Here is a 22640-nt window from a genome sequence, read left to right on the forward strand (position 1 = left end):
GGTGGGTAGAATCGTGCTCCTCTGTCGTGACAATCACATTTCCAGAAGCCTTCGTCATAAAGGAAGACCCATGGCCCAGCCTTACAGTGCGCGCAGTCGCGCCATCGAACCGTTTCATGTCATGGCGCTGCTGGCGCGCGCTAATGAGCTGCAGGCGGCGGGTCACGACGTTATCCATCTGGAGATAGGCGAGCCGGATTTCACGACGGCCGCACCCATTATTGCGGCTGGCCAGGCGGCGCTGGCAGACGGCAAGACACGCTATACCGCCGCCCGTGGGCTGCCCCAGCTGCGTGAGGCGATTTCCGGTTTCTATGCCCAGCGTTATCAGGTTGAAATCGATCCCGAGCGAATTCTGGTCACGCCGGGCGGTTCGGGTGCGCTGCTGCTGGCCAGCAGTCTGCTGGTGGATCCGGGCAAGCACTGGCTCCTTGCCGATCCGGGTTATCCGTGCAATCGGCATTTTCTGCGTCTGGTCGAAGGTGGCGCGCAACTGGTGCCGGTCGGCCCGCAGGAGCGCTATCAACTGACGCCCGACCTGGTCGAACAATGCTGGAATGAGGACAGTGTCGGTGCGCTGGTGGCATCGCCTGCCAATCCCACCGGTACCCTGTTGCATCGCGATGAACTGGCCGCCCTGTCGCAGACCCTGAAGGCGCGCAACGGGCATCTGGTGGTCGACGAGATTTACCACGGCCTGACCTATGGCATGGACGCCAGCAGCGTGCTTGAAGTCGATGATGACGCCTTTGTGCTCAACAGTTTTTCCAAGTACTTCGGCATGACCGGCTGGCGTCTGGGTTGGCTGGTCGCGCCGACAGACGCGGTTGCCGACCTGGAAAAGCTGGCTCAGAACCTCTACATCAGTGCGCCCAGCATGGCGCAATACGCGGCGCTCGCTTGCTTCGAACCGCAGACGCTGGAGATTCTCGAGCAGCGCCGTGCAGAGTTCGGTCGCCGTCGGGATTTCCTGCTGCCTGCCTTGCGCGAGTTGGGTTTTGGCATCGCTGTCGAGCCTGAGGGCGCGTTTTACCTGTATGCCGACATCAGCGCCTTCGGTGGTGATGCCTTTGCTTTTTGTCGACACTTCCTTGAAACCGAACATGTCGCGTTCACGCCCGGACTGGACTTTGGTCGTCATCTGGCCGGACACCATGTGCGCTTTGCCTACACCCAGAGCCTGCCGAGATTGCAGGAGGCTGTAGAGCGTATCGCCCGCGGCCTGCGCAGCTGGAGCGCCTGATGCGGTTTTCGCCTGAGCTGGAGCAGGGTCGCCTGATCGTTCGCTACAAACGTTTCCTGGCCGATATCGAGACCGACAGCGGCGAGCTGTTGACCATTCATTGCCCCAATACTGGCTCGATGCTCAACTGCATGATGCCGGGAGGGCGCGTCTGGTTCAGTCGCTCCAATGATCCCAAACGCAAACTGCCCGGAACCTGGGAAATCAGTGAGACGCCGCAGGGCCGTTTCGCGTGTATCAATACCGGGCGCGCCAACACCCTGGTGGAGGAGGCCTTGCGCGCGGGAGTGATCAGTGAGCTCGACGGTTTCACCGCGCTCAAGCGCGAGGTGGCGTATGGGCAGGAAAAAAGCCGGGTCGATTTCCGTCTCGAGTATCCCGACGGTTTTGTGTATCTGGAAGTAAAAAGCGTCACGCTCGGCTTTGACGGGTCGGCCGTCGCGGCATTTCCTGATGCCGTGACACAACGTGGAGCGCGTCACCTGCGTGAACTGGCGGCGCTGGCACGGGATGGCGTGCGGTCGGTCCTGCTGTATTGCGTCAACCTCACCGGGATCGAGTCGGTGCGACCGGCGCAGGAGATTGATCCCGCTTATGCGCTGGCGTTGAAGGACGCGATGGATGCCGGTGTCGAGGTTCTGGCCTACGGCGTGCAGTTGGATCCGCAGGAAGTCCGTATCGACCGGCCTTTGAAGGTGCAATGGCTGGAATAAGCCAGCGATCATCGGGTGCTCAGGCCTGCAGGTCGTCTTCGGGCAACGTTACCCAGATACCCTGAGCATCTTCATGGGAGTCCAGCGCGGTCAGCGACTGGCCTTCGCAGGGGCCGGCCACGCATTCGCCGGTCTCGATCAGAAACAGCGCACCGTGGGTGGCGCACTGGATCAGGCTGGCGCTGCTGTCCAGAAACTGGTCGGGCTGCCATTCCAGAGGGATGCCGCGATGCGGGCAGCGATTCCTGTAGATGAAAACCTCGCCTTGTCGGCGTATCGCCAGAAGCCTGTAGTCTTCCAGCTCGAACCCCCGGCTCTGTGATTCCGGCAGGTGGCTGGATGTGCAAAGAAATCTCAAGAAAAACCCCATGAAGCATGAATGGTCTTTGACGTTGCCCTTGTCGAAATGTCTGCCGCCAGGGTCATCGGGTGTGATGTTAGTCTGGTAGCGCGCCAATGTGATCAGGTAATGTTGCCTGATGCTTGGATTTTCGGGCCACATGTGAGCATTTGGATTCAGGAATGATTCGTGACACCCAGAGTGGCCTGGCGCTGACGAGCAGGCAGCTTGCCGAGCGCCTCGCTGCCGCCCCCAGGGTTCTGGTGGGCGAACAGCACGACAACCCCGATCACCATGCCGTGCAATTATGGCTTTTGCAGGTGCTGGCCGACCAGCGCGCCCAAGGGGGTGTGCTGCTCGAAGCGCTGAGCCCGAACCAGCAGGCCTCCGTCGACTCGGTCAGAGAGCAGATTACCCAGTCGGACGGGCCTGTGGACTTGCTCGCAGCCTTGCAATGGCAACCGGGCTGGGACTGGACCCTGCATGGTCCGGTCATGCGATTTGCGCTGGCTCAGCCTTACCCCTTGCTGTCAGCCAATCTGGATCTCGGCGAAGTAAAGTCGATTTATCAGCACGTTCCCGCACTTCTGGGTCCGCGCTCTACCGCACCTGAAGTGCAGGCACTGTTGATGGGGCATCTGCGTGCCTCGCATGAAGGTCTTCTGCCTGTAGATCAGGAGGCGGCGACGCTGGCAGTGCAGCAGCAGCGTGATCGGCGTCTGGCCCAAAGCCTGCTCGACGCACCCACGCCCGCAATTCTGATCGCGGGATTCTGGCATGCCCGCAAGGATGCAGGCGCGCCCCTGCACATGGCGGATCTTGATACGGGCGCCGCACCGCTCGTTTTGCTGCTGGCTCAGATCGGGGATGAGATTGCTGAGGGAAGTGCCGACTACGTCTGGTACACAATTGCCAGACCCAGGCAGGATCCGGGCATTCAGTAGCATCGGATTTTTCCTTGTTTGACGTGGTACTTGTCCCGAGCTGCAAGGGCGCGTCCCTCCGACGCGCTGGCTCGTATATCGTCTCGCTCCCGTTTTTGCGAGCGATCTACACATGACAGCGATCACTGCCGATGATGAGCAACTGGCACGCCAGGCCATAGCCTTGATGGAACTCTTCGCCCTCAATCATGACGACACCGAACAGCGCATCATCGGAGTCTGTCAGCGGGCACTGACGCCGCTGGGGCCTGTAGCCGCAGTCTGCGTTTCTCCGCGTTTTGTCTGTCTGGCGCGTACGACGCTGGATCGACTTCAGGCGCATCAGGTCAGGGTTGTGGCCGTGGTCAACTTTCCCCACGGGGGAGCGGATTTCGAGGCAGCGGCTTCCGAGACGCGCGCGGCCATGCTTGCGGGTGCCGACGAGATCGATGTGGTCTATCCCTTCCGGTCGTTGCTCGGCGGCGATCAGCAGACTGGTGTGGACCTGCTCTCGGCCTGCCGATCCCGGCTCGATGGGCGGGTCAAATTGACGGCCACGCTTGAGACTGGCGAATTGAGAGATTCGGAAATCATTCATACGGCATGCCGCTCAGCCATCGAGGCGGGGGCCGACTTTCTCAAGACCGGCACCGGCAAGTCCGCGCGTCACGCAACACCTCAGGCTGCGCGAATTATGCTGGAATCCATTGCCGACACGGGCGGGCAGGTCGGCTTCAAGGTCGCAGGCGGGCTTCGCACCTTCGAAGACGCCAGGCTTTTCATCCAGTTGGCTCATGCCAGGTTTGGAGCTCACTGGATAGTAAGTGAGCGAGTACGGCTGTGCGGATCGAGTCTGCTTGATGACCTGCTGGGAAGGCTTGGCTTGTACGCATCTACAGGTCACCAAGCATTTTTCGAAGGCAAAAAAAGACCCGGCAAAGAGCCGGGTCAAAAACCGTGATTAGCCTGATGAGGAGATAATCCGAAAGTCCGAACCAAGGTCTTTCAGTTATCGTCCAGTCTCGCGACCGGATGTGATAATCATAACGATTCTCATTTGTAAGTCAACAGTTCTTTTCCCCGTATGTCAGGTGCCAGAAATCAATGCCAAAAAGCATTGGGCAGCAAGGGGGGAGGGCATTGCAGGACGTGCATGAACGAACAAAAAACCGCTCACATCCGGCATGCATTGCGCATACCGGTTCAGACGGTGTTTCAAGAGCAATAGCTGAAAAGCAATGCTCAGTGAGTGCGATAGCGCAGGCGGGTACCGAAATTCACCGACATCAGAATTTCGTCTGCGGTGAGCTCTGCCGGGAAATAAGCACCCGAGATCTGAGCATGCGCAATGCTCGCACCTTCCATAGGCGTGTTGCGCAAATCCAGGCCGCGAAGATCTGCCGAGCGGAAGTAGGCATCGGTAAAGTCGATACCGGTGGTATCCAGTTCACGCAGATCCAGCCCCCGGAAATCGCCCCCGGCCATGTCGATGGTGCCTGTCTTCGGCTTTTCCTGGTTGAAGCCTTCGACATCGTCTCTACGCAGCATGATGTAAAGCGGTGAGTCGATCTGTTTGGGCTGGCTCATGATGGCCTCGTGGTTTGCGTTGGAATTATGGCGCCAGTATATCGCCACCATTACTCAGCCGTGAAGCACTACCTGCCCAACGGCTGAGCCTTGATCTCAGAGGCCGGGCAGACGCTGGCGCAACTGGTCGATCAGGCCATCCAGATCACTGCTCTGGTTGGTCGCAACGTGCTTGCTGTAGACGATTTCTTCCTCGGTCAGAGGCTCGCGGCTGGCCTGCTGGGCCTTGATAACGTCCATGGTCGCGTCCGAAGGATCGGAGTTCTGCGCCTGACGCTGTGCCAGCCAGCCTTCGATAACGGCGTCCGGCGCTTCGCAATCCAGAATCAGGAATGGTACGCCAGTGGTTTCGGCCACTTTGGCGGCCGCGATGCGCTGTTCGTGCTTGAGATAGGTGGCGTCAATCACGATGGCAAAGCCTGCACGCAATGTTTTTCCCGCCAGCTCGTGCAGACGATTGTAGGTCGCGCTGCTGGCCTGGTCTCCGTAAAGCGCGGTGCTTTCATCGGAGAACATGCGCTTGCGCTCGACGTCCGAACGCAGACGGATCGCGCCCAGCGATTCGACCAGACGCATGGCGACATGGCTTTTGCCGACAGCAGAAACCCCGTGGGTCACCACCATAAAGCACGATGGAATGGCGCTGTAGCTCTCGGCCAGATTCGCGTAATTGCGGTACTGGCGAAGGGTCGCAGCACGTTGAACGCCGTCGGCGTCGGCGGGCTGGCTGAACAGCGCAACCTTGGCGCGCACCATGGCCCGGTAGGCCTTGTAGAAGTTGAGCAGTTCAAGGCCGTCATAGTCACCGGTCTTTTCCAGATACAGGCTGATCAGGCGTCGAGAAAGCGACTTCAAGCCCCGGTCTTCCAGGTCCATGGCCAGAAAGCCGATGTCGGCATAGACATCCGTCTTGCGGAACGGCTCGTTGAACTCGATGCAGTCGAACAGAACGACCTTGCCGTCGATCACGGTCGCGTTGCCCAGATGGATGTCGCCATGGCATTCGCGGATAAAGCCTTCTGCCTTGCGCTGAGTCATCAACGGCTTGAGGCGCTCGAAGCTCGATTCTGCCCATGCCTGTAAGGCATCGAGTTGTGTCAGATCGGATTTTTCGCTGATGAGAGGACGAATCTGCTCAAAGTTCTGCAGCACTGGCGCCATAACGCTGTCGGGCGAACCGAGATCAGTGTCAGCCATGACGCGTGGTGCCTGCTCATGAACCCCGGCGATCTGGATCGCCAGTTCGTCGATATGCCCGGCGGTCAGCTCGCCGTTGGCCTGCAGGGTGCTCAGCAGGTTGGCTTGCGAGAACTGGCGCATCTTGAGCGCGTACTCGATGACTTCACCGCTGCCGCCCAGTTGCGGTGCTTCGACAGAACCGGTAATCGGCAGCACTTCGAGGTACAGATCGTCGGTCATGCGCTGGTTGAGGCGCAGTTCTTCGTTGCAGAAATGCTCGCGTGACGACAGTGTGGTGAAGTCGAGGAAGCCGAAGTTCGCGGGCTTTTTGATCTTGTAGGCGTAAGGGCCGGTGAGCAATACCCAGGAGATATGGGTTTCGATAACCTGAAAATCTTCTACCGGATGGGGGAAAAGAGCGGGATTTTGCAGGGCTGCGATCAGAGACTGGCTCACGGGCGATCCTTCAGGAATGGATTCAAAAAATGTAACTGTTAGATGCGGCCATTATGGCCGCTTGGCGCGACGCTGCAAACCGCCGACTCGGGCGTCTGTCGAAGCCATGCAAAGTGCGTATAATCCGCGCCCATGACTCGATCCCGCACCTCTCGTCCCTCGAAAAAACAACCCTCCGGCAGCCTGCGCAAGTGGCTGGGCTGGGCGTTGAAGCTCAGCATTGTCGGTCTGGTCCTGCTGGCTGGCCTGGCTATCTACCTTGACGCGATTGTCCAGGAAAAATTCTCCGGCAAGCGCTGGACGATTCCTGCGAAGGTTTACGCGCGTCCGCTGGAGCTGTTCGTTGGCCAGAAGCTCAGTCGCGATGACTTTCTCATCGAGCTCGATGCGCTGGGCTACCGCCGCGAAAGCGTTGCAAACGGTCCTGGCGCCGCCGCCGTCAACGGCAACACAGTCGACCTCAATACCCGTGGCTTCCAGTTTTACGAAGGCACCGACCCGGCCCAACAGGTGCGCGTGCGCTTCTCCGGTGATTACGTGGCTGACCTGTCGTCCGGCAACGGCAGCAAGCTGGCTGTGGCCCGTCTCGAACCGCTGCTGATCGGCGGGCTTTACCCCAAGAATCTTGAAGACCGGATCCTCATCAAGCTGGATCAGGCACCGCCATACCTGCTCGACGGGCTGGTAGCGGTTGAGGACCGTGATTTCTACCACCACTTCGGTGTGTCGCCCAAATCCATCGCGCGCGCCATCTGGGTCAACACGTCTCAGGGCCAGATGCGTCAGGGCGGCAGTACGCTGACCCAGCAGTTGGTGAAGAACTTCTACCTGACCAACGAGCGCAGCCTCTCGCGCAAACTGACCGAGGCCATGATGGCCGTGCTGCTGGAGATTCATTACAGCAAGCAAGAGATCCTCGAGGCCTACCTCAATGAGGTGTTCGTTGGTCAGGATGGTCAGCGTGCAGTGCATGGCTTTGGTCTGGCCAGCCAGTACTTCTTCAGTCAGCCTCTGTCCGAGCTGAAAATCCATCAAGTGGCGATGCTGGTCGGGCTGGTCAAGGGGCCGTCCTTCTATAACCCGCGTCGTAATCCCGAGCGCGCGCTCGAGCGCCGTAATCTGGTGCTTGATCTGTTCGAGCAGCAAGGCGTTGCCACCGCTGAAGTCGTGGCCGCAGCCAAGAAGATGCCGTTGGGCGTGACCAAGACCGGTACGCTGGCTGACAGCTCGTTCCCTGCGTTCCTGGATCTGGTCAAACGACAATTGCGCGAAGACTACCGCGATGAAGACTTGACCGAAGAGGGGCTGCGGATTTTCACCAGCTTCGACCCGATCCTGCAGATGAAGTCCCAGGCGGCCATGGACGATACGTTCAAGCGGCTGGCCGGGCGCAAGGGTTCCGACGACGTTGAATCGGCAATGGTCGTGACCAACCCGGAAACCGGTGAAGTGCAGGCCCTGCTGGGCAGTCGTCAGGCCGGGTTTGCAGGCTTCAACCGTGCCATCGACGCCGTGCGGCCTATCGGCTCGCTGGTCAAGCCGGCCATCTACCTCACCGCGCTTGAGCGTCCGAGTCAGTACACGCTGACCAGTTGGATCGCCGACGAACTGTTTCAGGTCAAGGGCGCTGATGGCCAGGTCTGGAAGCCGCAGAACTACGATCACAAGTCACACGGCAACATCTTCCTGTATCAGGGGCTGGCGCATTCCTACAACCTGTCCACCGCCAAGCTGGGCCTTGAACTGGGTGTTCCTACGGTCTTCAAGACCTTGGCGAAGCTGGGTGTGACGCGTGAGTGGCCTGCCTATCCGTCCATGCTGCTGGGCGCTGGCGGGCTGACGCCGATGGAAGTCGCCACCATGTACCAGACCATCGCCAGTGGTGGTTTCAACACGCCGATGCGCGGTATTCGCAGTGTGCTGACCGCAGAAGGCGAGCCGCTCAAGCGCTATCCGTTCCAGATCGAGCAGCGCTTCGATCCGGGCGCCATTTATCTGGTGCAGAATGCGATGCAGCGCGTCATGCGTGAAGGTACGGGCAAGTCGGTCTATAACGTGTTGCCCAGCTCGCTGAACCTCGCGGGCAAGACCGGTACCAGTAACGATTCGCGTGACAGCTGGTTCGCCGGCTTCAGCCAGGACCTGCTGGCCGTGGTGTGGATGGGCCGCGACGACAACGGCAAGACGCCGTTCACCGGTGCCACGGGTGCGTTGCAGGTCTGGACCAGTTTCATGCGCAAGGCCGATCCGTTGCCACTGGACATGGCCATGCCGGATAACGTCGTCCAGGCCTGGGTCAACGCCCAGACCGGACAGGGTTCTGATGCCAGCTGCCCGAATGCCGTACAGATGCCGTATATTCGCGGCAGTGAACCCCAGCCCGGCGCCACATGCGGCGGCACTCCGGCACCTGCCACTGAGGTGATGGACTGGGTCAAGGGGTGGTTGAACTAAGCAATGAGGGTTTGAAGTGAATAAATGGTGGATTCCAGCTCTAACGACTCTGGCGTTGCTCAACGGTTGCGCCAGTGTGGAGCGCGGCTCGATTCCGGTTGTGGATTCGAGTTCGAAAGTGTCAAACGGCGAACGTGTCGCTGCGTCGCGTAATGGCGCGAACCAGACAAACACGGCTCAGGCTCAACCCCAGGCAGTGCCGCAGGACTCCGGTGTCGTGGTGATGATCCCTGGCGCTGGAGGCAGCAATCCGGGGCAGACGTTTTCGCCGCCGGCCAGTCAGGCTCCTTTCAGTGTTGACGCGCCCGCTATCGACACCTCTCCAGTCAACCAGGCTCCGGTCAGCCCTGCGCCTGCCGGCAATACCAGTTACAGCATGCCGCCTTCATCGGCACCTACCGGGATTCCGTCCAGCGGTGGAGGTCTTTCCGAAGACGAGCAGTTGGATGGCCCGGTGCTGGCCTTGCTGACCACCGCCCAGCAACAGCAGAGCGGGGGTGACCTGAACGGTGCATCGTCCAGTCTTGAGCGTGCCCAGCGTGTCGCGCCTCGCGAACCGCAAGTGCTTTACCGTCTGGCGCAGGTTCGCCTGGCCCAGGGCGATGCCGCCCAGGCCGAGCAGCTCGCGCGTCGTGGTCTGACGTATGCCAATGGTCGCGCCAGCCTTCAGGCGAGCCTGTGGGAACTGATCGCTCAATCCCGTGAGAAGCAGGGCGACTCTGCCGGTGCCGCACTGGCACGTCAAAAGGCCCGCTGATGGACGAGCGCTTTCCTGAAATTGCCGAACAGTTGCTGTTGATCGAGCGGGAGCTGCGGGTGCTGGGGTGGTGGGAAACCACACCGCCCAGCGAGCAGGCGTTGTCCAGTCAGGAGCCTTTCTGTGTGGACACGCTGGAATTTGCGCAGTGGCTGCAGTGGATTTTCCTGCCGCGGATGAAGATCATCCTCGAGCGCGACCTGCCGCTGCCCAATGCGTCCGGGATTCTGGAAATGGCTGAAATGGTCTATTCCGGACGCTTGGGCGAAACCAGGTTGTTACAGCAAAGTCTGGCCCGTTTCGATCAATTGATCACTGCCGTCAGCTGACCGGGCACTGCCTAGCGGCAGTACTCGCTGATGGCTTTTTCAGTCTCTTCGATGCGCGTCTTGCGGTTTTCTTCCGTGAGACGCCTGATTTCTCCACCGACCTGCTCCCGAATCCGCGGATTGTTCTGCAACTGCGCAAGATTGTTGCGCAGCCCCTCGCAGCTTTCCTCCCGCTTCGCCTCCTGCACCTTTACCTGAGCCTTCACTTTTGCATCGACGGCGCGTTGCTGGGCGTCATCCGATGGTGAGGTGGCAGAAGGCGAGGGTGTAGACGAAGGCTGTGGGGTTTGCACATTGATCTGCTGCGCCTCTTTGTCCGCAGGCGGATGGGCGTCGAAGTGGGTGACACCCTGGGCGTCCACCCATTTATAGATGGGTGCCGCCTGACTGCTTGTGCTCGCTGCCATGGCCAGCGCGGCAGCGAAGATCATCCATTGCATGGTGTTTCCTTGAAATGTCTATGCCACAGGAAAGCTACCATAACGGTGCGCTTCAGTCTGAAACAGTGCAATTTCAGGGCCTTGTTAACAAGAAAGCTCAACGATGACTTGACTTGAGGGGGGCGAATCACAACAATCCAAAGTTCGCTGTAGAAGGACTGCCAGAAGCAGACCCTCTCGGTAGATCATGAGGCGCACACCCGCGCCGACCTGTAACACCCGCAACGCGTTACCTCGCGCTGGGTGGGAATGTTCCGCAACACTCAGGGGCATCCCAATACTTGCTCAGTCAGTGCTGACGTAGTCGGCGACCACCGTCGCTCATGCTCTGCTTGGCAGTAAACCTATTAAGACCCGTCCCGGAGTGGGCGGTATTCTGGCGTTTTAGAGGTGAACAACGTGGAGCTTTTATCTGGCGCTGAAATGATCGTCCGCTTTTTGCGTGACGAAGGCGTTGAGCACATCTATGGGTACCCGGGTGGTGCTCTCCTGCATGTCTACGATGCCCTGTTCAAAGAACCGGCTGTGAGCCATATCCTCGTTCGCCACGAGCAGGCTGCTACGCACATGGCCGATGGCTATGCACGTGCGACCGGCAAGGCGGGTGTGGTACTGGTCACTTCCGGTCCGGGTGCAACCAACGCAATCACCGGTATCGCGACCGCTTACATGGACTCCATTCCAATGGTGGTTCTGTCTGGTCAGGTCGCCAGTACGCTGGTGGGTACCGATGCGTTCCAGGAGACCGACATGATCGGTATCTCCCGTCCGATCGTGAAGCACAGCTTCATGATCAAGCATGCGTCCGAAATCCCGGAAATCCTGAAAAAAGCGTTCTATCTGGCGCAATCCGGTCGTCCTGGTCCTGTCGTCGTCGACATTCCAAAGGACATGACCAACCCGGCCGAGAAGTTCGAATACATCTTCCCGAAGAAAGCCAAGCTGCGTTCCTACAGCCCGGCGGTTCGTGGCCACTCCGGTCAGATCCGCAAGGCCGTCGAAATGCTGTTGGCGGCCAAGCGTCCAATCATCTACGCCGGCGGCGGCGTGATCATGGGCAACGGCTCTGCGCAATTGACCGAGCTGGCTCAACTGCTCAACGCGCCGGTCACCAATACGTTGATGGGCCTGGGTTGCTATCCGGGCACGGATCGTCAGTTCGTGGGCATGCTCGGCATGCACGGCAGCTACACCGCCAACCTTGCCATGCACCACACTGATGTGATCCTCGCAGTCGGCGCGCGTTTCGATGATCGGGTCATCAATGGCGCGAGCAAATTCTGCCCGAACGCCAAGATCATCCACATCGACATCGATCCGGCCTCGATCTCCAAGACCATCAAGGCCGACGTGCCAATCGTCGGGCCTGTCGAAAGCGTGCTGACCGAAATGGTTGCCACCCTCAAAGACATCGGCGAGACACCTGACAAGGCGGCCGTTGCTGCCTGGTGGAAGCAGATCGACGAGTGGCGTGCAGGCGGTGACCTGTTCCCTTACAACCGTGGCGATGGCTCGGTCATCAAGCCGCAGACCGTGATCGAAACATTGTGCGAAGTCACCGGGGGCGATGCCTACGTCACCTCCGACGTGGGTCAGCACCAGATGTTCGCAGCTCAGTACTACCGCTTCAACAAACCCAACCGCTGGATCAACTCGGGTGGCCTGGGCACGATGGGCTTCGGTTTTCCGGCAGCCATGGGCGTCAAGCTGAACTTCCCGGATGCGCACGTTGCGTGCGTGACCGGCGAAGGCAGTATCCAGATGAACATTCAGGAGCTGTCGACCTGCCTGCAGTACGGTTTGCCGGTGAAGATAATTCTGCTCAATAACGGCGTACTGGGCATGGTTCGCCAGTGGCAGGACATGAGCTACGGCGCTCGTCACTCCCACTCCTACATGGAATCGCTGCCCGACTTCGTCAAGCTGGTCGAAGCTTACGGCCACGTCGGCATGCGCATCACTGACCTGAAAGATTTGAAGCCGAAAATGGAAGAAGCCTTTGCCATGACTGATCGTCTGGTCTTCCTCGACATTCAGGTTGATGTCACCGAGCACGTCTATCCGATGCAGATCAAGGACGGCTCCATGCGCGATATGTGGTTGAGCAAGACGGAGCGGACATAATCATGCGGCACATCATTTCCTTACTGCTGGAAAACGAACCGGGTGCGTTGTCTCGTGTCGTCGGGCTGTTCTCGCAGCGTAACTACAACATCGAAAGCCTGACGGTCGCGCCAACCGAGGACCCGACCCTGTCGCGTCTGACGCTGACCACCGTGGGCCATGATGAGGTGATCGAGCAGATCACCAAGAACCTCAACAAGCTCGTTGAAGTTGTCAAGCTGGTCGATCTGTCGGAAAGCGCGCACATCGAGCGCGAGCTGATGCTGGTCAAGGTCAAGGCCACCGGCGCACAGCGTGCCGAGATCAAGCGCACCACGGACATCTTCCGCGGGCAGATCGTCGACGTGACCGCCAGCGTCTATACCGTGCAGTTGAGCGGTACGAGCGACAAACTGGACAGCTTCATTCAGGCCATCGGCACTGCCGCCATCCTGGAAACAGTACGCAGTGGCGTGACGGGCATTGCCCGTGGCGACAAAGTGCTGAGCGTTTAACTCATTAAGCAAATGGCCTGAACGGCCAAGATAACAGGGGATTTCCATGAAAGTTTTTTACGACAAAGACTGCGACCTTTCGATCATCCAGGGCAAGAAAGTTGCCATCATCGGTTACGGTTCCCAGGGCCACGCTCAAGCGTGCAACCTGAAAGACTCCGGCGTTGATGTCACCGTTGGCCTGCGCAAGGGTTCAGCCACTGTCGCCAAAGCTGAAGCTCATGGCCTGAAAGTGACTGACGTTGCTTCCGCCGTTGCTGCTGCCGACCTCGTCATGATTCTGACCCCGGACGAGTTCCAGTCCCAGTTGTACAAGAACGAAGTCGAGCCGAACCTGAAGAAAGGCGCAACACTGGCCTTCTCCCACGGTTTCGCCATTCACTACAACCAGGTCGTGCCACGCGCTGACCTGGACGTGATCATGATCGCGCCGAAGGCTCCAGGCCACACCGTGCGTACCGAGTTCGTCAAAGGCGGCGGTATTCCTGATCTGATCGCTGTTTACCAGGACGCTTCGGGCAACGCCAAGAACGTCGCACTGTCTTACGCTTCGGGCGTTGGCGGCGGCCGTACCGGTATCATCGAAACCACCTTTAAGGACGAAACCGAAACCGACCTGTTCGGCGAGCAGGCTGTTCTGTGTGGCGGTACCGTCGAGCTGGTCAAGGCTGGCTTCGAAACGCTGGTTGAAGCCGGTTACGCGCCGGAAATGGCTTACTTCGAGTGCCTGCACGAACTGAAGCTGATCGTTGACCTCATGTACGAAGGCGGTATCGCCAACATGAACTACTCGATCTCCAATAACGCCGAATACGGCGAGTACGTGACGGGTCCTGAAGTCATCAACGCTGAATCCCGTCAGGCCATGCGCAACGCTCTGAAGCGCATCCAGGACGGCGAATACGCCAAGATGTTCATCAGCGAAGGTGCTACCGGCTACCCATCGATGACCGCCAAGCGTCGCAACAACGCTGCGCACGGCATCGAAATCATCGGCGAGAAACTGCGCTCGATGATGCCTTGGATCGCGGCGAACAAAATCGTCGACAAGGACAAGAACTGATCTTTTTCAGTTCATGAAAAAACGCGGCCAACAGGCCGCGTTTTTTCGTTATGGGTTCCGGCTCTGGTATAAAGCTGCATCGTTTGCCGACGAACCCTCGTCGCAGACATCTGTCGAACCTTTTCAAACCGCTGCAAGGTAATCCTCCATGAGCGAACGTCCTGAAGAGCCTATCAAGGCCTCTGACGCTGAAAGTCTGCTACCTATCGATGAGCACGTTGAAGAAGGGCACGATGATGAAGGCCGCAAGGTCCGTCATCGCGGCATCTATCTGCTGCCTAATCTGTTCACCACCGCCAATCTGTTTGCGGGCTTCTATTCCATCATCAGTTCCATGAGCGCCCAGAGTGCCTTGAGCGCAGGTGATACGGCAGGTGCCAGCAAGTACTTCGCTTTTGCCGCCATCGCCATCTTCGTGGCCATGGTGCTGGACGGTCTCGATGGCCGTGTGGCGCGCATGACCAACACGCAAAGTGCGTTTGGCGCCGAGTACGACTCGCTGTCCGACATGGTTGCCTTTGGTGTGGCGCCTGCCTTGCTGGCATTTGGCTGGGCGCTGGGGGACATGGGCAAGGTCGGCTGGATGGTCGCCTTCATCTATGTCGCCGGTGCGGCGTTGCGTCTGGCGCGCTTCAATACTCAGGTGGGCAAGGCCGACAAGCGTTACTTCATCGGTCTGGCCAGTCCGGCTGCTGCGGGTGTGGTGGCGGGTACCGTCTGGGCGTTCAGCGACTTTGGCATTCAGGGTTCCAAGCTGTCGTTCCTGGTCGCGCTGCTGGTGGCCGGTGCCGGTATGTTGATGGTCAGCAACATCAAGTACAACAGCTTCAAGGAGCTGGATCTGAGAGGTCGCGTACCGTTCGTTGCGATTCTGGCAGTGGTTCTGGTATTCGCTGTGGTGTTCAGTGATCCGCCGCGTATTCTGCTGCTCATCTTCCTCGGCTACGCGCTATCGGGGCCTGCTCAGTATTTGTTGCGTCTTCGTCGTCACAAATCCTCCAACTGATCTAATTTCCCCCATACTCCGTAGTCTATTGGTGCATCAGTTCCCCCTAGGCTGCGGAGTCATCATGCTAATCAAGCTTCCTTCTGCGTCCGACTCCAAAGAGTCCGACGTCACGCCTGAATCCATTTATCTTTCCCGACGTACGCTGATGGCCAGCTCTCTGGCCGGACTGGCCGTGAGCGCCTTGCCGCGCTGGGCCAGTGCCGCAGATCCTTCCCGTTACGCCGATGTGGAGGCGGGCAAGGCGCCGGGCTGGTTTGCTGAAAAACTTCCCGATACCAAATGGCAGGCGGTCGACGTCAAGGGGGAGGCAATCACGCCTTTCAAGGACGCGACGCACTACAACAACTTTTATGAGTTCGGGACTGACAAAGGCGATCCAGCGAAAAACGCGGGTTCCTTGAAAACCGAGCCATGGAGTGTGGTGATCGATGGTGAGGTCGGTAAACCGGGGCGCTACGCACTCGAAGACTTCATGAAGCCTTATCAGTTGGAAGAGCGCATCTACCGTCTGCGCTGCGTGGAAGCGTGGTCGATGGTCATCCCGTGGATCGGGTTTCCCATCTCGGCATTGCTCAAGCAGGTCGAGCCGACGTCCAAGGCCAAATACATTCGTTTCGAGACGCTTGAAGATTCCAAGTCGATGCCCGGACAGCGTTCCGATTTCGCACTGATTGACTGGCCTTATGTAGAAGGGCTGCGTCTGGATGAGGCGATGAATCCACTGGCGATTCTGGCGGTAGGGATGTATGGCCGCGAATTGCCCAATCAGAACGGTGCGCCGCTTCGGTTGGTGGTGCCATGGAAGTATGGCTTCAAGAGCGTGAAATCCATTGTGCGCATAAGTCTGGTGAGCGAGCAGCCCAAAACGACCTGGCAAAGCATCGCGGCCAATGAGTACGGCTTCTATGCCAACGTGAATCCGACCGTGGATCACCCGCGCTGGACGCAGGCTCGCGAACGGCGTTTGCCGAGCGGGCTGTTCAGTCCCAATGTCATGGATACGAAGATGTTCAACGGGTATGAGGAGGAGGTGGCTTCTCTCTATACGGGCATGGATCTGCGGAAGGACTATTGATGCGCTATCCGTTGCTACGCCTTTGCGTATTTCTTGCTGCCTGTGTTGCGCCCGTCCTGTGGCTTTATCAGGCCTGGATATTTGCGCTGGGGCCTGATCCGGGCAAGGCTCTGGTCGAGAACTTCGGTTTGGGGGCGCTGATACTGCTGCTGATCACCTTGGCCATGACGCCACTGCAGAAACTGAGCGGCTGGCCGTTCTGGATTGTGGTGCGTCGACAGTTGGGGCTTTGGTGTTTTGCGTATGTCGTTCTGCACATGACGATGTATACGCTCTTCGTTCTCGGGCTGGATTTCGGGCAGTTGGGCGTCGAGCTGGTCAAACGGCCCTATATTATTGTCGGAGCGCTCGCGTTTCTCTGTCTTCTGGTGCTCGCCGTGACGTCGAATCGATACAGTCAGCGCCGGTTGGGTGCGCGGTGGAAGAAGCTGCATCGGCTGGTCTACGTGATTCTTGGGCTTGGTTTGCTGCATATGTTCTGGATTGTCCGGGCCGATCTCAAGGAGTGGGCGCTTTATGCGGCAATAGGGGCAGGGCTGCTTTTGCTGCGAATCCCCGTAATTGCTAAGCGAATCCCGCGTCTTGTTAATATCGGAGCGAGTCGGCCGGCAAAAACCTGAAAATAACGGTTGACGCGCTCGTTGAGGTGTCTATAATTCGCCCCACTTCCGGCGCAGACGGAAACGAAAAAGCCTTGCAGTTCAATGAGTTACAAGGGTTTATCGGATGAGGTCGGCGAGGAAGTCGGTCGAGTTTGTCTGAATCGACAGCGGTGAGAAAAAAGAGTTTGACACGCGGTTGTAACGCTGTAGAATTCGCCTCCCGCTGACGAGCAACGCAGAGTTGATCGAAGCGCAAGTGATTGAAGTTGATAAGGAAACTTGGAAAACTTCAGAAAATAATCGCTTGACAGTTACAGAGGACGCTGTAGAATGCGCGCCTCGGTTGAGACGAAAGGCTCAACCCACCGCTCTTTAACAACTGAATCAAGCAATTCGTGTGGGTGCTTGTGGTGTCAGACTGAAGTCAACAGATTATCAGCAACCCAAGTTACTCCGCGAGAAATCAAAGATGTAACCAACGATTGCTGAGCCAAGTTTAGGGTTTTCTCAAAACCCAGTTGGATGTTTGAACTGAAGAGTTTGATCATGGCTCAGATTGAACGCTGGCGGCAGGCCTAACACATGCAAGTCGAGCGGTAGAGAGAAGCTTGCTTCTCTTGAGAGCGGCGGACGGGTGAGTAATGCCTAGGAATCTGCCTGGTAGTGGGGGATAACGCTCGGAAACGGACGCTAATACCGCATACGTCCTACGGGAGAAAGCAGGGGACCTTCGGGCCTTGCGCTATCAGATGAGCCTAGGTCGGATTAGCTAGTTGGTGAGGTAATGGCTCACCAAGGCGACGATCCGTAACTGGTCTGAGAGGATGATCAGTCACACTGGAACTGAGACACGGTCCAGACTCCTACGGGAGGCAGCAGTGGGGAATATTGGACAATGGGCGAAAGCCTGATCCAGCCATGCCGCGTGTGTGAAGAAGGTCTTCGGATTGTAAAGCACTTTAAGTTGGGAGGAAGGGCAGTAACCTAATACGTTATTGTTTTGACGTTACCGACAGAATAAGCACCGGCTAACTCTGTGCCAGCAGCCGCGGTAATACAGAGGGTGCAAGCGTTAATCGGAATTACTGGGCGTAAAGCGCGCGTAGGTGGTTTGTTAAGTTGAATGTGAAATCCCCGGGCTCAACCTGGGAACTGCATCCAAAACTGGCAAGCTAGAGTAGGGCAGAGGGTGGTGGAATTTCCTGTGTAGCGGTGAAATGCGTAGATATAGGAAGGAACACCAGTGGCGAAGGCGACCACCTGGGCTCATACTGACACTGAGGTGCGAAAGCGTGGGGAGCAAACAGGATTAGATACCCTGGTAGTCCACGCCGTAAACGATGTCAACTAGCCGTTGGAATCCTTGAGATTTTAGTGGCGCAGCTAACGCATTAAGTTGACCGCCTGGGGAGTACGGCCGCAAGGTTAAAACTCAAATGAATTGACGGGGGCCCGCACAAGCGGTGGAGCATGTGGTTTAATTCGAAGCAACGCGAAGAACCTTACCAGGCCTTGACATCCAATGAATCCTTTAGAGATAGAGGAGTGCCTTCGGGAGCATTGAGACAGGTGCTGCATGGCTGTCGTCAGCTCGTGTCGTGAGATGTTGGGTTAAGTCCCGTAACGAGCGCAACCCTTGTCCTTAGTTACCAGCACGTAATGGTGGGCACTCTAAGGAGACTGCCGGTGACAAACCGGAGGAAGGTGGGGATGACGTCAAGTCATCATGGCCCTTACGGCCTGGGCTACACACGTGCTACAATGGTCGGTACAGAGGGTTGCCAAGCCGCGAGGTGGAGCTAATCTCACAAAACCGATCGTAGTCCGGATCGCAGTCTGCAACTCGACTGCGTGAAGTCGGAATCGCTAGTAATCGCGAATCAGAATGTCGCGGTGAATACGTTCCCGGGCCTTGTACACACCGCCCGTCACACCATGGGAGTGGGTTGCACCAGAAGTAGCTAGTCTAACCTTCGGGGGGACGGTTACCACGGTGTGATTCATGACTGGGGTGAAGTCGTAACAAGGTAGCCGTAGGGGAACCTGCGGCTGGATCACCTCCTTAATCGACGACCCAGCTGCACCATAAGCACCCACACGAATTGCTTGATTCATTGAAGAAGACGATTAGAAGCAGCTTTTGCTTTGCACACCCTATATTGGGTCTGTAGCTCAGTTGGTTAGAGCGCACCCCTGATAAGGGTGAGGTCGGCAGTTCGAATCTGCCCAGACCCACCAGTTACCTGGTGAAATTGGTCAGAGCGCGTACGACACCCGGTTACGGGGCCATAGCTCAGCTGGGAGAGCGCCTGCCTTGCACGCAGGAGGTCAGCGGTTCGATCCCGCTTGGCTCCACCATTTACTGCTTCTGTAAAGCTTAGAAATGAGCATTTCCTTCGGATGAAGGCTAAATGTTGATTTCTAGTCTTTGATTAGATCGTTCTTTAAAAATTTGGGTATGTGATAGAAAGAAATAGACTGTTGACCACTTTCACTGGTGGTGAACAGGCTAAGGTAAAGTTTGTGAGAACAAACTTTCGGCGAATGTCGTCTTCACAGTATAACCAGATTGCTTGGGGTTATATGGTCAAGTGAAGAAGCGCATACGGTGGATGCCTTGGCAGTCAGAGGCGATGAAAGACGTGGTAGCCTGCGAAAAGCTTCGGGGAGTCGGCAAACAGACTGTGATCCGGAGATGTCTGAATGGGGGAACCCAGCTGTCATAAGACAGTTACCTTACACTGAATACATAGGTGTATGGAGCGAACCAGGGGAACTGAAACATCTAAGTACCCTGAGGAAAAGAAATCAACCGAGATTCCCTTAGTAGTGGCGAGCGAACGGGGACCAGCCCTTAAGTTGGATTGAGAGTAGCGGAACGCTCTGGAAAGTGCGGCCATAGTGGGTGATAGCCCTGTACGCGAAAGTCTCTTTGCAATGAAATCGAGTAGGACGGGGCACGAGAAACCTTGTCTGAATATGGGGGGACCATCCTCCAAGGCTAAATACTACTGACTGACCGATAGTGAACCAGTACCGTGAGGGAAAGGCGAAAAGAACCGCGGAGAGCGGAGTGAAATAGATCCTGAAACCGTATGCGTACAAGCAGTGGGAGCCCACTTTGTTGGGTGACTGCGTACCTTTTGTATAATGGGTCAGCGACTTATTTTCAGTGGCAAGCTTAACCGAATAGGGGAGGCGTAGCGAAAGCGAGTCTTAATAGGGCGTCTAGTCGCTGGGAATAGACCCGAAACCGGGCGATCTATCCATGGGCAGGTTGAAGGTTAGGTAACACTGACTGGAGGACCGAACCGACTACCGTTGAAAAGTTAGCGGATGACCTGTGGATCGGAGTGAAAGGCTAATCAAGCTCGGAGATAGCTGGTTCTCCTCGAAAGCTATTTAGGTAGCGCCTCATGTATCACTGTAGGGGGTAGAGCACTGTTTCGGCTAGGGGGTCATCCCGACTTACCAAACCGATGCAAACTCCGAATACCTACAAGTGCCGAGCATGGGAGACACACGGCGGGTGCTAACGTCCGTCGTGAAAAGGGAAACAACCCAGACCGTCAGCTAAGGTCCCAAAGTCATGGTTAAGTGGGAAACGATGTGGGAAGGCTTAGACAGCTAGGAGGTTGGCTTAGAAGCAGCCACCCTTTAAAGAAAGCGTAATAGCTCACTAGTCGAGTCGGCCTGCGCGGAAGATGTAACGGGGCTCAAACCATGCACCGAAGCTACGGGTATCACCTTTGGTGATGCGGTAGAGGAGCGTTCTGTAAGCCTGTGAAGGTGAGTTGAGAAGCTTGCTGGAGGTATCAGAAGTGCGAATGCTGACATGAGTAACGACAATGGGTGTGAAAAACACCCACGCCGAAAGACCAAGGTTTCCTGCGCAACGTTAATCGACGCAGGGTTAGTCGGTCCCTAAGGCGAGGCTGAAAAGCGTAGTCGATGGAAAACAGGTTAATATTCCTGTACTTCTGGTTATTGCGATGGAGGGACGGAGAAGGCTAGGCCAGCCTGGCGTTGGTTGTCCAGGTTTAAGGTGGTAGGCTGAGATCTTAGGTAAATCCGGGGTCTCAAGGCCGAGAGCTGATGACGAGTGTTCCTTTGGAACACGAAGTGGTTGATGCCATGCTTCCAAGAAAAGCTTCTAAGCTTCAGGTAACCAGGAACCGTACCCCAAACCGACACAGGTGGTTGGGTAGAGAATACCAAGGCGCTTGAGAGAACTCGGGTGAAGGAACTAGGCAAAATGGCACCGTAACTTCGGGAGAAGGTGCGCCGGTGAGGGTGAAGCATTTACTGCGTAAGCCCACGCCGGTCGAAGATACCAGGCCGCTGCGACTGTTTATTAAAAACACAGCACTCTGCAAACACGAAAGTGGACGTATAGGGTGTGACGCCTGCCCGGTGCCGGAAGGTTAATTGATGGGGTTAGCGCAAGCGAAGCTCTTGATCGAAGCCCCGGTAAACGGCGGCCGTAACTATAACGGTCCTAAGGTAGCGAAATTCCTTGTCGGGTAAGTTCCGACCTGCACGAATGGCGTAACGATGGCGGCGCTGTCTCCACCCGAGACTCAGTGAAATTGAAATCGCTGTGAAGATGCAGTGTATCCGCGGCTAGACGGAAAGACCCCGTGAACCTTTACTATAGCTTTGCACTGGACTTTGAATTTGCTTGTGTAGGATAGGTGGGAGGCTTTGAAGCGTGGACGCCAGTCTGCGTGGAGCCAACCTTGAAATACCACCCTGGCAACTTTGAGGTTCTAACTCAGGTCCGTTATCCGGATCGAGGACAGTGTATGGTGGGTAGTTTGACTGGGGCGGTCTCCTCCTAAAGAGTAACGGAGGAGTACGAAGGTGCGCTCAGACCGGTCGGAAATCGGTCGTAGAGTATAAAGGCAAAAGCGCGCTTGACTGCGAGACAGACACGTCGAGCAGGTACGAAAGTAGGTCTTAGTGATCCGGTGGTTCTGTATGGAAGGGCCATCGCTCAACGGATAAAAGGTACTCCGGGGATAACAGGCTGATACCGCCCAAGAGTTCATATCGACGGCGGTGTTTGGCACCTCGATGTCGGCTCATCACATCCTGGGGCTGAAGCCGGTCCCAAGGGTATGGCTGTTCGCCATTTAAAGTGGTACGCGAGCTGGGTTTAGAACGTCGTGAGACAGTTCGGTCCCTATCTGCCGTGGACGTTTGAGATTTGAGAGGGGCTGCTCCTAGTACGAGAGGACCGGAGTGGACGAACCTCTGGTGTTCCGGTTGTCACGCCAGTGGCATTGCCGGGTAGCTATGTTCGGAAAAGATAACCGCTGAAAGCATCTAAGCGGGAAACTTGCCTCAAGATGAGATCTCACTGGAACCTTGAGTTCCCTGAAGGGCCGTCGAAGACTACGACGTTGATAGGTTGGGTGTGTAAGCGCTGTGAGGCGTTGAGCTAACCAATACTAATTGCCCGTGAGGCTTGACCATATAACACCCAAGCAATCTGCGACTCGAACGAGCACAGATTGCGGTGACTGTGAAGACGACACGAACCGAAAGTTTGCGTCACAAACAACACCTTTATCACATACCCATTTTGCTGAATCGCGCCATCCGGCACGCTTCGGTACCCGAATTTCTTGACGACCATAGAGCATTGGAACCACCTGATCCCATCCCGAACTCAGCAGTGAAACGATGCATCGCCGATGGTAGTGTGGGGTTTCCCCATGTGAGAGTAGGTCATCGTCAAGATTCAATTCCGAAACCCCTCATCGCTTACGCGGTGAGGGGTTTTGTCTTTGTGGCGTCTGCAAAAGATGCATCACCCTCGTCAGTTATCTATAACGCTCAGCCTGCTT

General features: G+C 57.0%; 17 protein-coding genes, 2 tRNA genes and 3 rRNA genes. 18 read left to right on the forward strand and 4 right to left on the reverse strand.

Annotated features, from left to right (window positions below; genetic code table 11):
• The first annotated feature begins 70 nt into the window (after window positions 1–70).
• Both AC0IXS_RS19080 and sfsA read left to right on the forward strand, forming a co-directional pair.
• Window positions 71–1243, forward strand: coding sequence for a pyridoxal phosphate-dependent aminotransferase (locus tag AC0IXS_RS19080; RefSeq protein ID WP_320471014.1), 1173 nt, complete (start codon window positions 71–73; stop codon window positions 1241–1243).
• The gene (gene sfsA, locus AC0IXS_RS19085) at window positions 1243–1956 is read left to right on the forward strand and encodes a DNA/RNA nuclease SfsA (RefSeq protein ID WP_137202784.1); all 714 of its coding nucleotides are present in this window, start codon (window positions 1243–1245) and stop codon (window positions 1954–1956) included. The genes AC0IXS_RS19080 and sfsA overlap by 1 nt, the downstream gene beginning before the upstream one ends.
• 19 nt (window positions 1957–1975) lie before the next feature.
• Here sfsA and AC0IXS_RS19090 read toward each other — a convergent pair whose 3' ends face one another.
• Window positions 1976–2314: a Rieske (2Fe-2S) protein gene (locus AC0IXS_RS19090; protein ID WP_081021705.1), complete on the reverse strand. Its 339-nt coding sequence runs from the start codon at window positions 2312–2314 to the stop codon at window positions 1976–1978.
• Between the two features lie 164 nt (window positions 2315–2478).
• Here AC0IXS_RS19090 and AC0IXS_RS19095 point away from each other — a divergent pair, with 164 nt between their 5' ends.
• Window positions 2479–3240 carry a ChaN family lipoprotein gene (locus AC0IXS_RS19095; RefSeq protein WP_449124598.1) on the forward strand — a complete coding sequence of 254 codons (762 nt, stop codon included), beginning with the start codon at window positions 2479–2481 and terminating at the stop codon, window positions 3238–3240.
• Between the two features lie 112 nt (window positions 3241–3352).
• Entirely contained in the window at window positions 3353–4180 is an 828-nt protein-coding gene (deoC, locus tag AC0IXS_RS19100; RefSeq protein ID WP_191954465.1) for a deoxyribose-phosphate aldolase, read from the forward strand.
• Between the two features lie 281 nt (window positions 4181–4461).
• Here the strand turns inward: deoC and AC0IXS_RS19105 are convergent, their stop codons facing one another.
• Both AC0IXS_RS19105 and AC0IXS_RS19110 read right to left on the reverse strand, forming a co-directional pair.
• On the reverse strand, window positions 4462–4806 hold the full coding sequence (locus tag AC0IXS_RS19105) for a pentapeptide repeat-containing protein (protein ID WP_004879917.1): 345 nt from the start codon (window positions 4804–4806) through the stop codon (window positions 4462–4464).
• Window positions 4807–4902: 96 nt separating this feature from the next.
• On the reverse strand, window positions 4903–6441 hold the full coding sequence (locus AC0IXS_RS19110; RefSeq protein WP_122668816.1) for a bifunctional aminoglycoside phosphotransferase/ATP-binding protein: 1539 nt from the start codon (window positions 6439–6441) through the stop codon (window positions 4903–4905).
• A gap of 132 nt (window positions 6442–6573) precedes the next feature.
• Between AC0IXS_RS19110 and mrcB the strand changes: the two genes are divergently transcribed.
• Genes mrcB through AC0IXS_RS19125 form a run of 3 tightly spaced genes read left to right on the forward strand, consistent with a single transcriptional unit; the run spans window position 6574 to window position 9981 of the window.
• A complete protein-coding gene (mrcB, locus tag AC0IXS_RS19115; RefSeq protein WP_057408745.1) occupies window positions 6574–8895 on the forward strand; it encodes a penicillin-binding protein 1B in 2322 nt (773 codons plus the stop codon).
• Window positions 8896–8911: 16 nt separating this feature from the next.
• On the forward strand, window positions 8912–9652 hold the full coding sequence (locus AC0IXS_RS19120; protein ID WP_471825451.1) for a tetratricopeptide repeat protein: 741 nt from the start codon (window positions 8912–8914) through the stop codon (window positions 9650–9652).
• Complete coding sequence (locus tag AC0IXS_RS19125; RefSeq protein WP_004879908.1) at window positions 9652–9981, forward strand: YqcC family protein; 330 nt, start codon at window positions 9652–9654, stop codon at window positions 9979–9981. Before AC0IXS_RS19120 ends, AC0IXS_RS19125 begins: the two co-directional genes overlap by 1 nt.
• An 11-nt stretch (window positions 9982–9992) precedes the next feature.
• Here the strand turns inward: AC0IXS_RS19125 and AC0IXS_RS19130 are convergent, their stop codons facing one another.
• The gene (locus tag AC0IXS_RS19130; protein WP_004879907.1) at window positions 9993–10421 is read right to left on the reverse strand and encodes a DUF4124 domain-containing protein; all 429 of its coding nucleotides are present in this window, start codon (window positions 10419–10421) and stop codon (window positions 9993–9995) included.
• A 399-nt stretch (window positions 10422–10820) separates the two neighbouring features.
• On the opposite strand from AC0IXS_RS19130, the gene AC0IXS_RS19135 reads away from it, so the two are divergent.
• The 11 genes from AC0IXS_RS19135 to rrf all read left to right on the forward strand — a co-directional run bounded on the left by AC0IXS_RS19135 (window position 10821) and on the right by rrf (window position 22533).
• A complete protein-coding gene (locus AC0IXS_RS19135) occupies window positions 10821–12545 on the forward strand; it encodes an acetolactate synthase 3 large subunit (RefSeq protein WP_471825454.1) in 1725 nt (574 codons plus the stop codon).
• Between the two features lie 2 nt (window positions 12546–12547).
• On the forward strand, window positions 12548–13039 hold the full coding sequence (gene ilvN, locus AC0IXS_RS19140; protein ID WP_004879902.1) for an acetolactate synthase small subunit: 492 nt from the start codon (window positions 12548–12550) through the stop codon (window positions 13037–13039).
• Window positions 13040–13085: 46 nt separating this feature from the next.
• Window positions 13086–14102: a ketol-acid reductoisomerase gene (gene ilvC, locus AC0IXS_RS19145; RefSeq protein ID WP_002552076.1), complete on the forward strand. Its 1017-nt coding sequence runs from the start codon at window positions 13086–13088 to the stop codon at window positions 14100–14102.
• Between the two features lie 148 nt (window positions 14103–14250).
• Window positions 14251–15108, forward strand: coding sequence for a CDP-diacylglycerol--serine O-phosphatidyltransferase (gene pssA, locus AC0IXS_RS19150; RefSeq protein WP_029244489.1), 858 nt, complete (start codon window positions 14251–14253; stop codon window positions 15106–15108).
• Window positions 15109–15172: 64 nt separating this feature from the next.
• Window positions 15173–16186 carry a protein-methionine-sulfoxide reductase catalytic subunit MsrP gene (msrP, locus tag AC0IXS_RS19155; protein ID WP_057408743.1) on the forward strand — a complete coding sequence of 338 codons (1014 nt, stop codon included), beginning with the start codon at window positions 15173–15175 and terminating at the stop codon, window positions 16184–16186.
• A complete protein-coding gene (msrQ, locus tag AC0IXS_RS19160) occupies window positions 16186–16806 on the forward strand; it encodes a protein-methionine-sulfoxide reductase heme-binding subunit MsrQ (protein WP_122690740.1) in 621 nt (206 codons plus the stop codon). The genes msrP and msrQ overlap by 1 nt, the downstream gene beginning before the upstream one ends.
• Window positions 16807–17316: 510 nt before the next feature.
• Window positions 17317–18853, forward strand: a 16S ribosomal RNA gene (locus AC0IXS_RS19165).
• A gap of 96 nt (window positions 18854–18949) precedes the next feature.
• Window positions 18950–19026, forward strand: a tRNA-Ile gene (locus AC0IXS_RS19170).
• 44 nt (window positions 19027–19070) lie between these two features.
• Window positions 19071–19146, forward strand: a tRNA-Ala gene (locus tag AC0IXS_RS19175).
• A gap of 227 nt (window positions 19147–19373) precedes the next feature.
• Window positions 19374–22266, forward strand: a 23S ribosomal RNA gene (locus AC0IXS_RS19180).
• 151 nt (window positions 22267–22417) lie between these two features.
• Window positions 22418–22533: ribosomal RNA gene (gene rrf / locus AC0IXS_RS19185) — 5S ribosomal RNA — on the forward strand.
• Together the 16S, 23S and 5S rRNA genes with 2 tRNA genes alongside form the textbook arrangement of a ribosomal RNA operon.
• Window positions 22534–22640: the final 107 nt, after the last annotated feature.

The organism is Pseudomonas sp. AC016, from assembly GCF_979253365.1.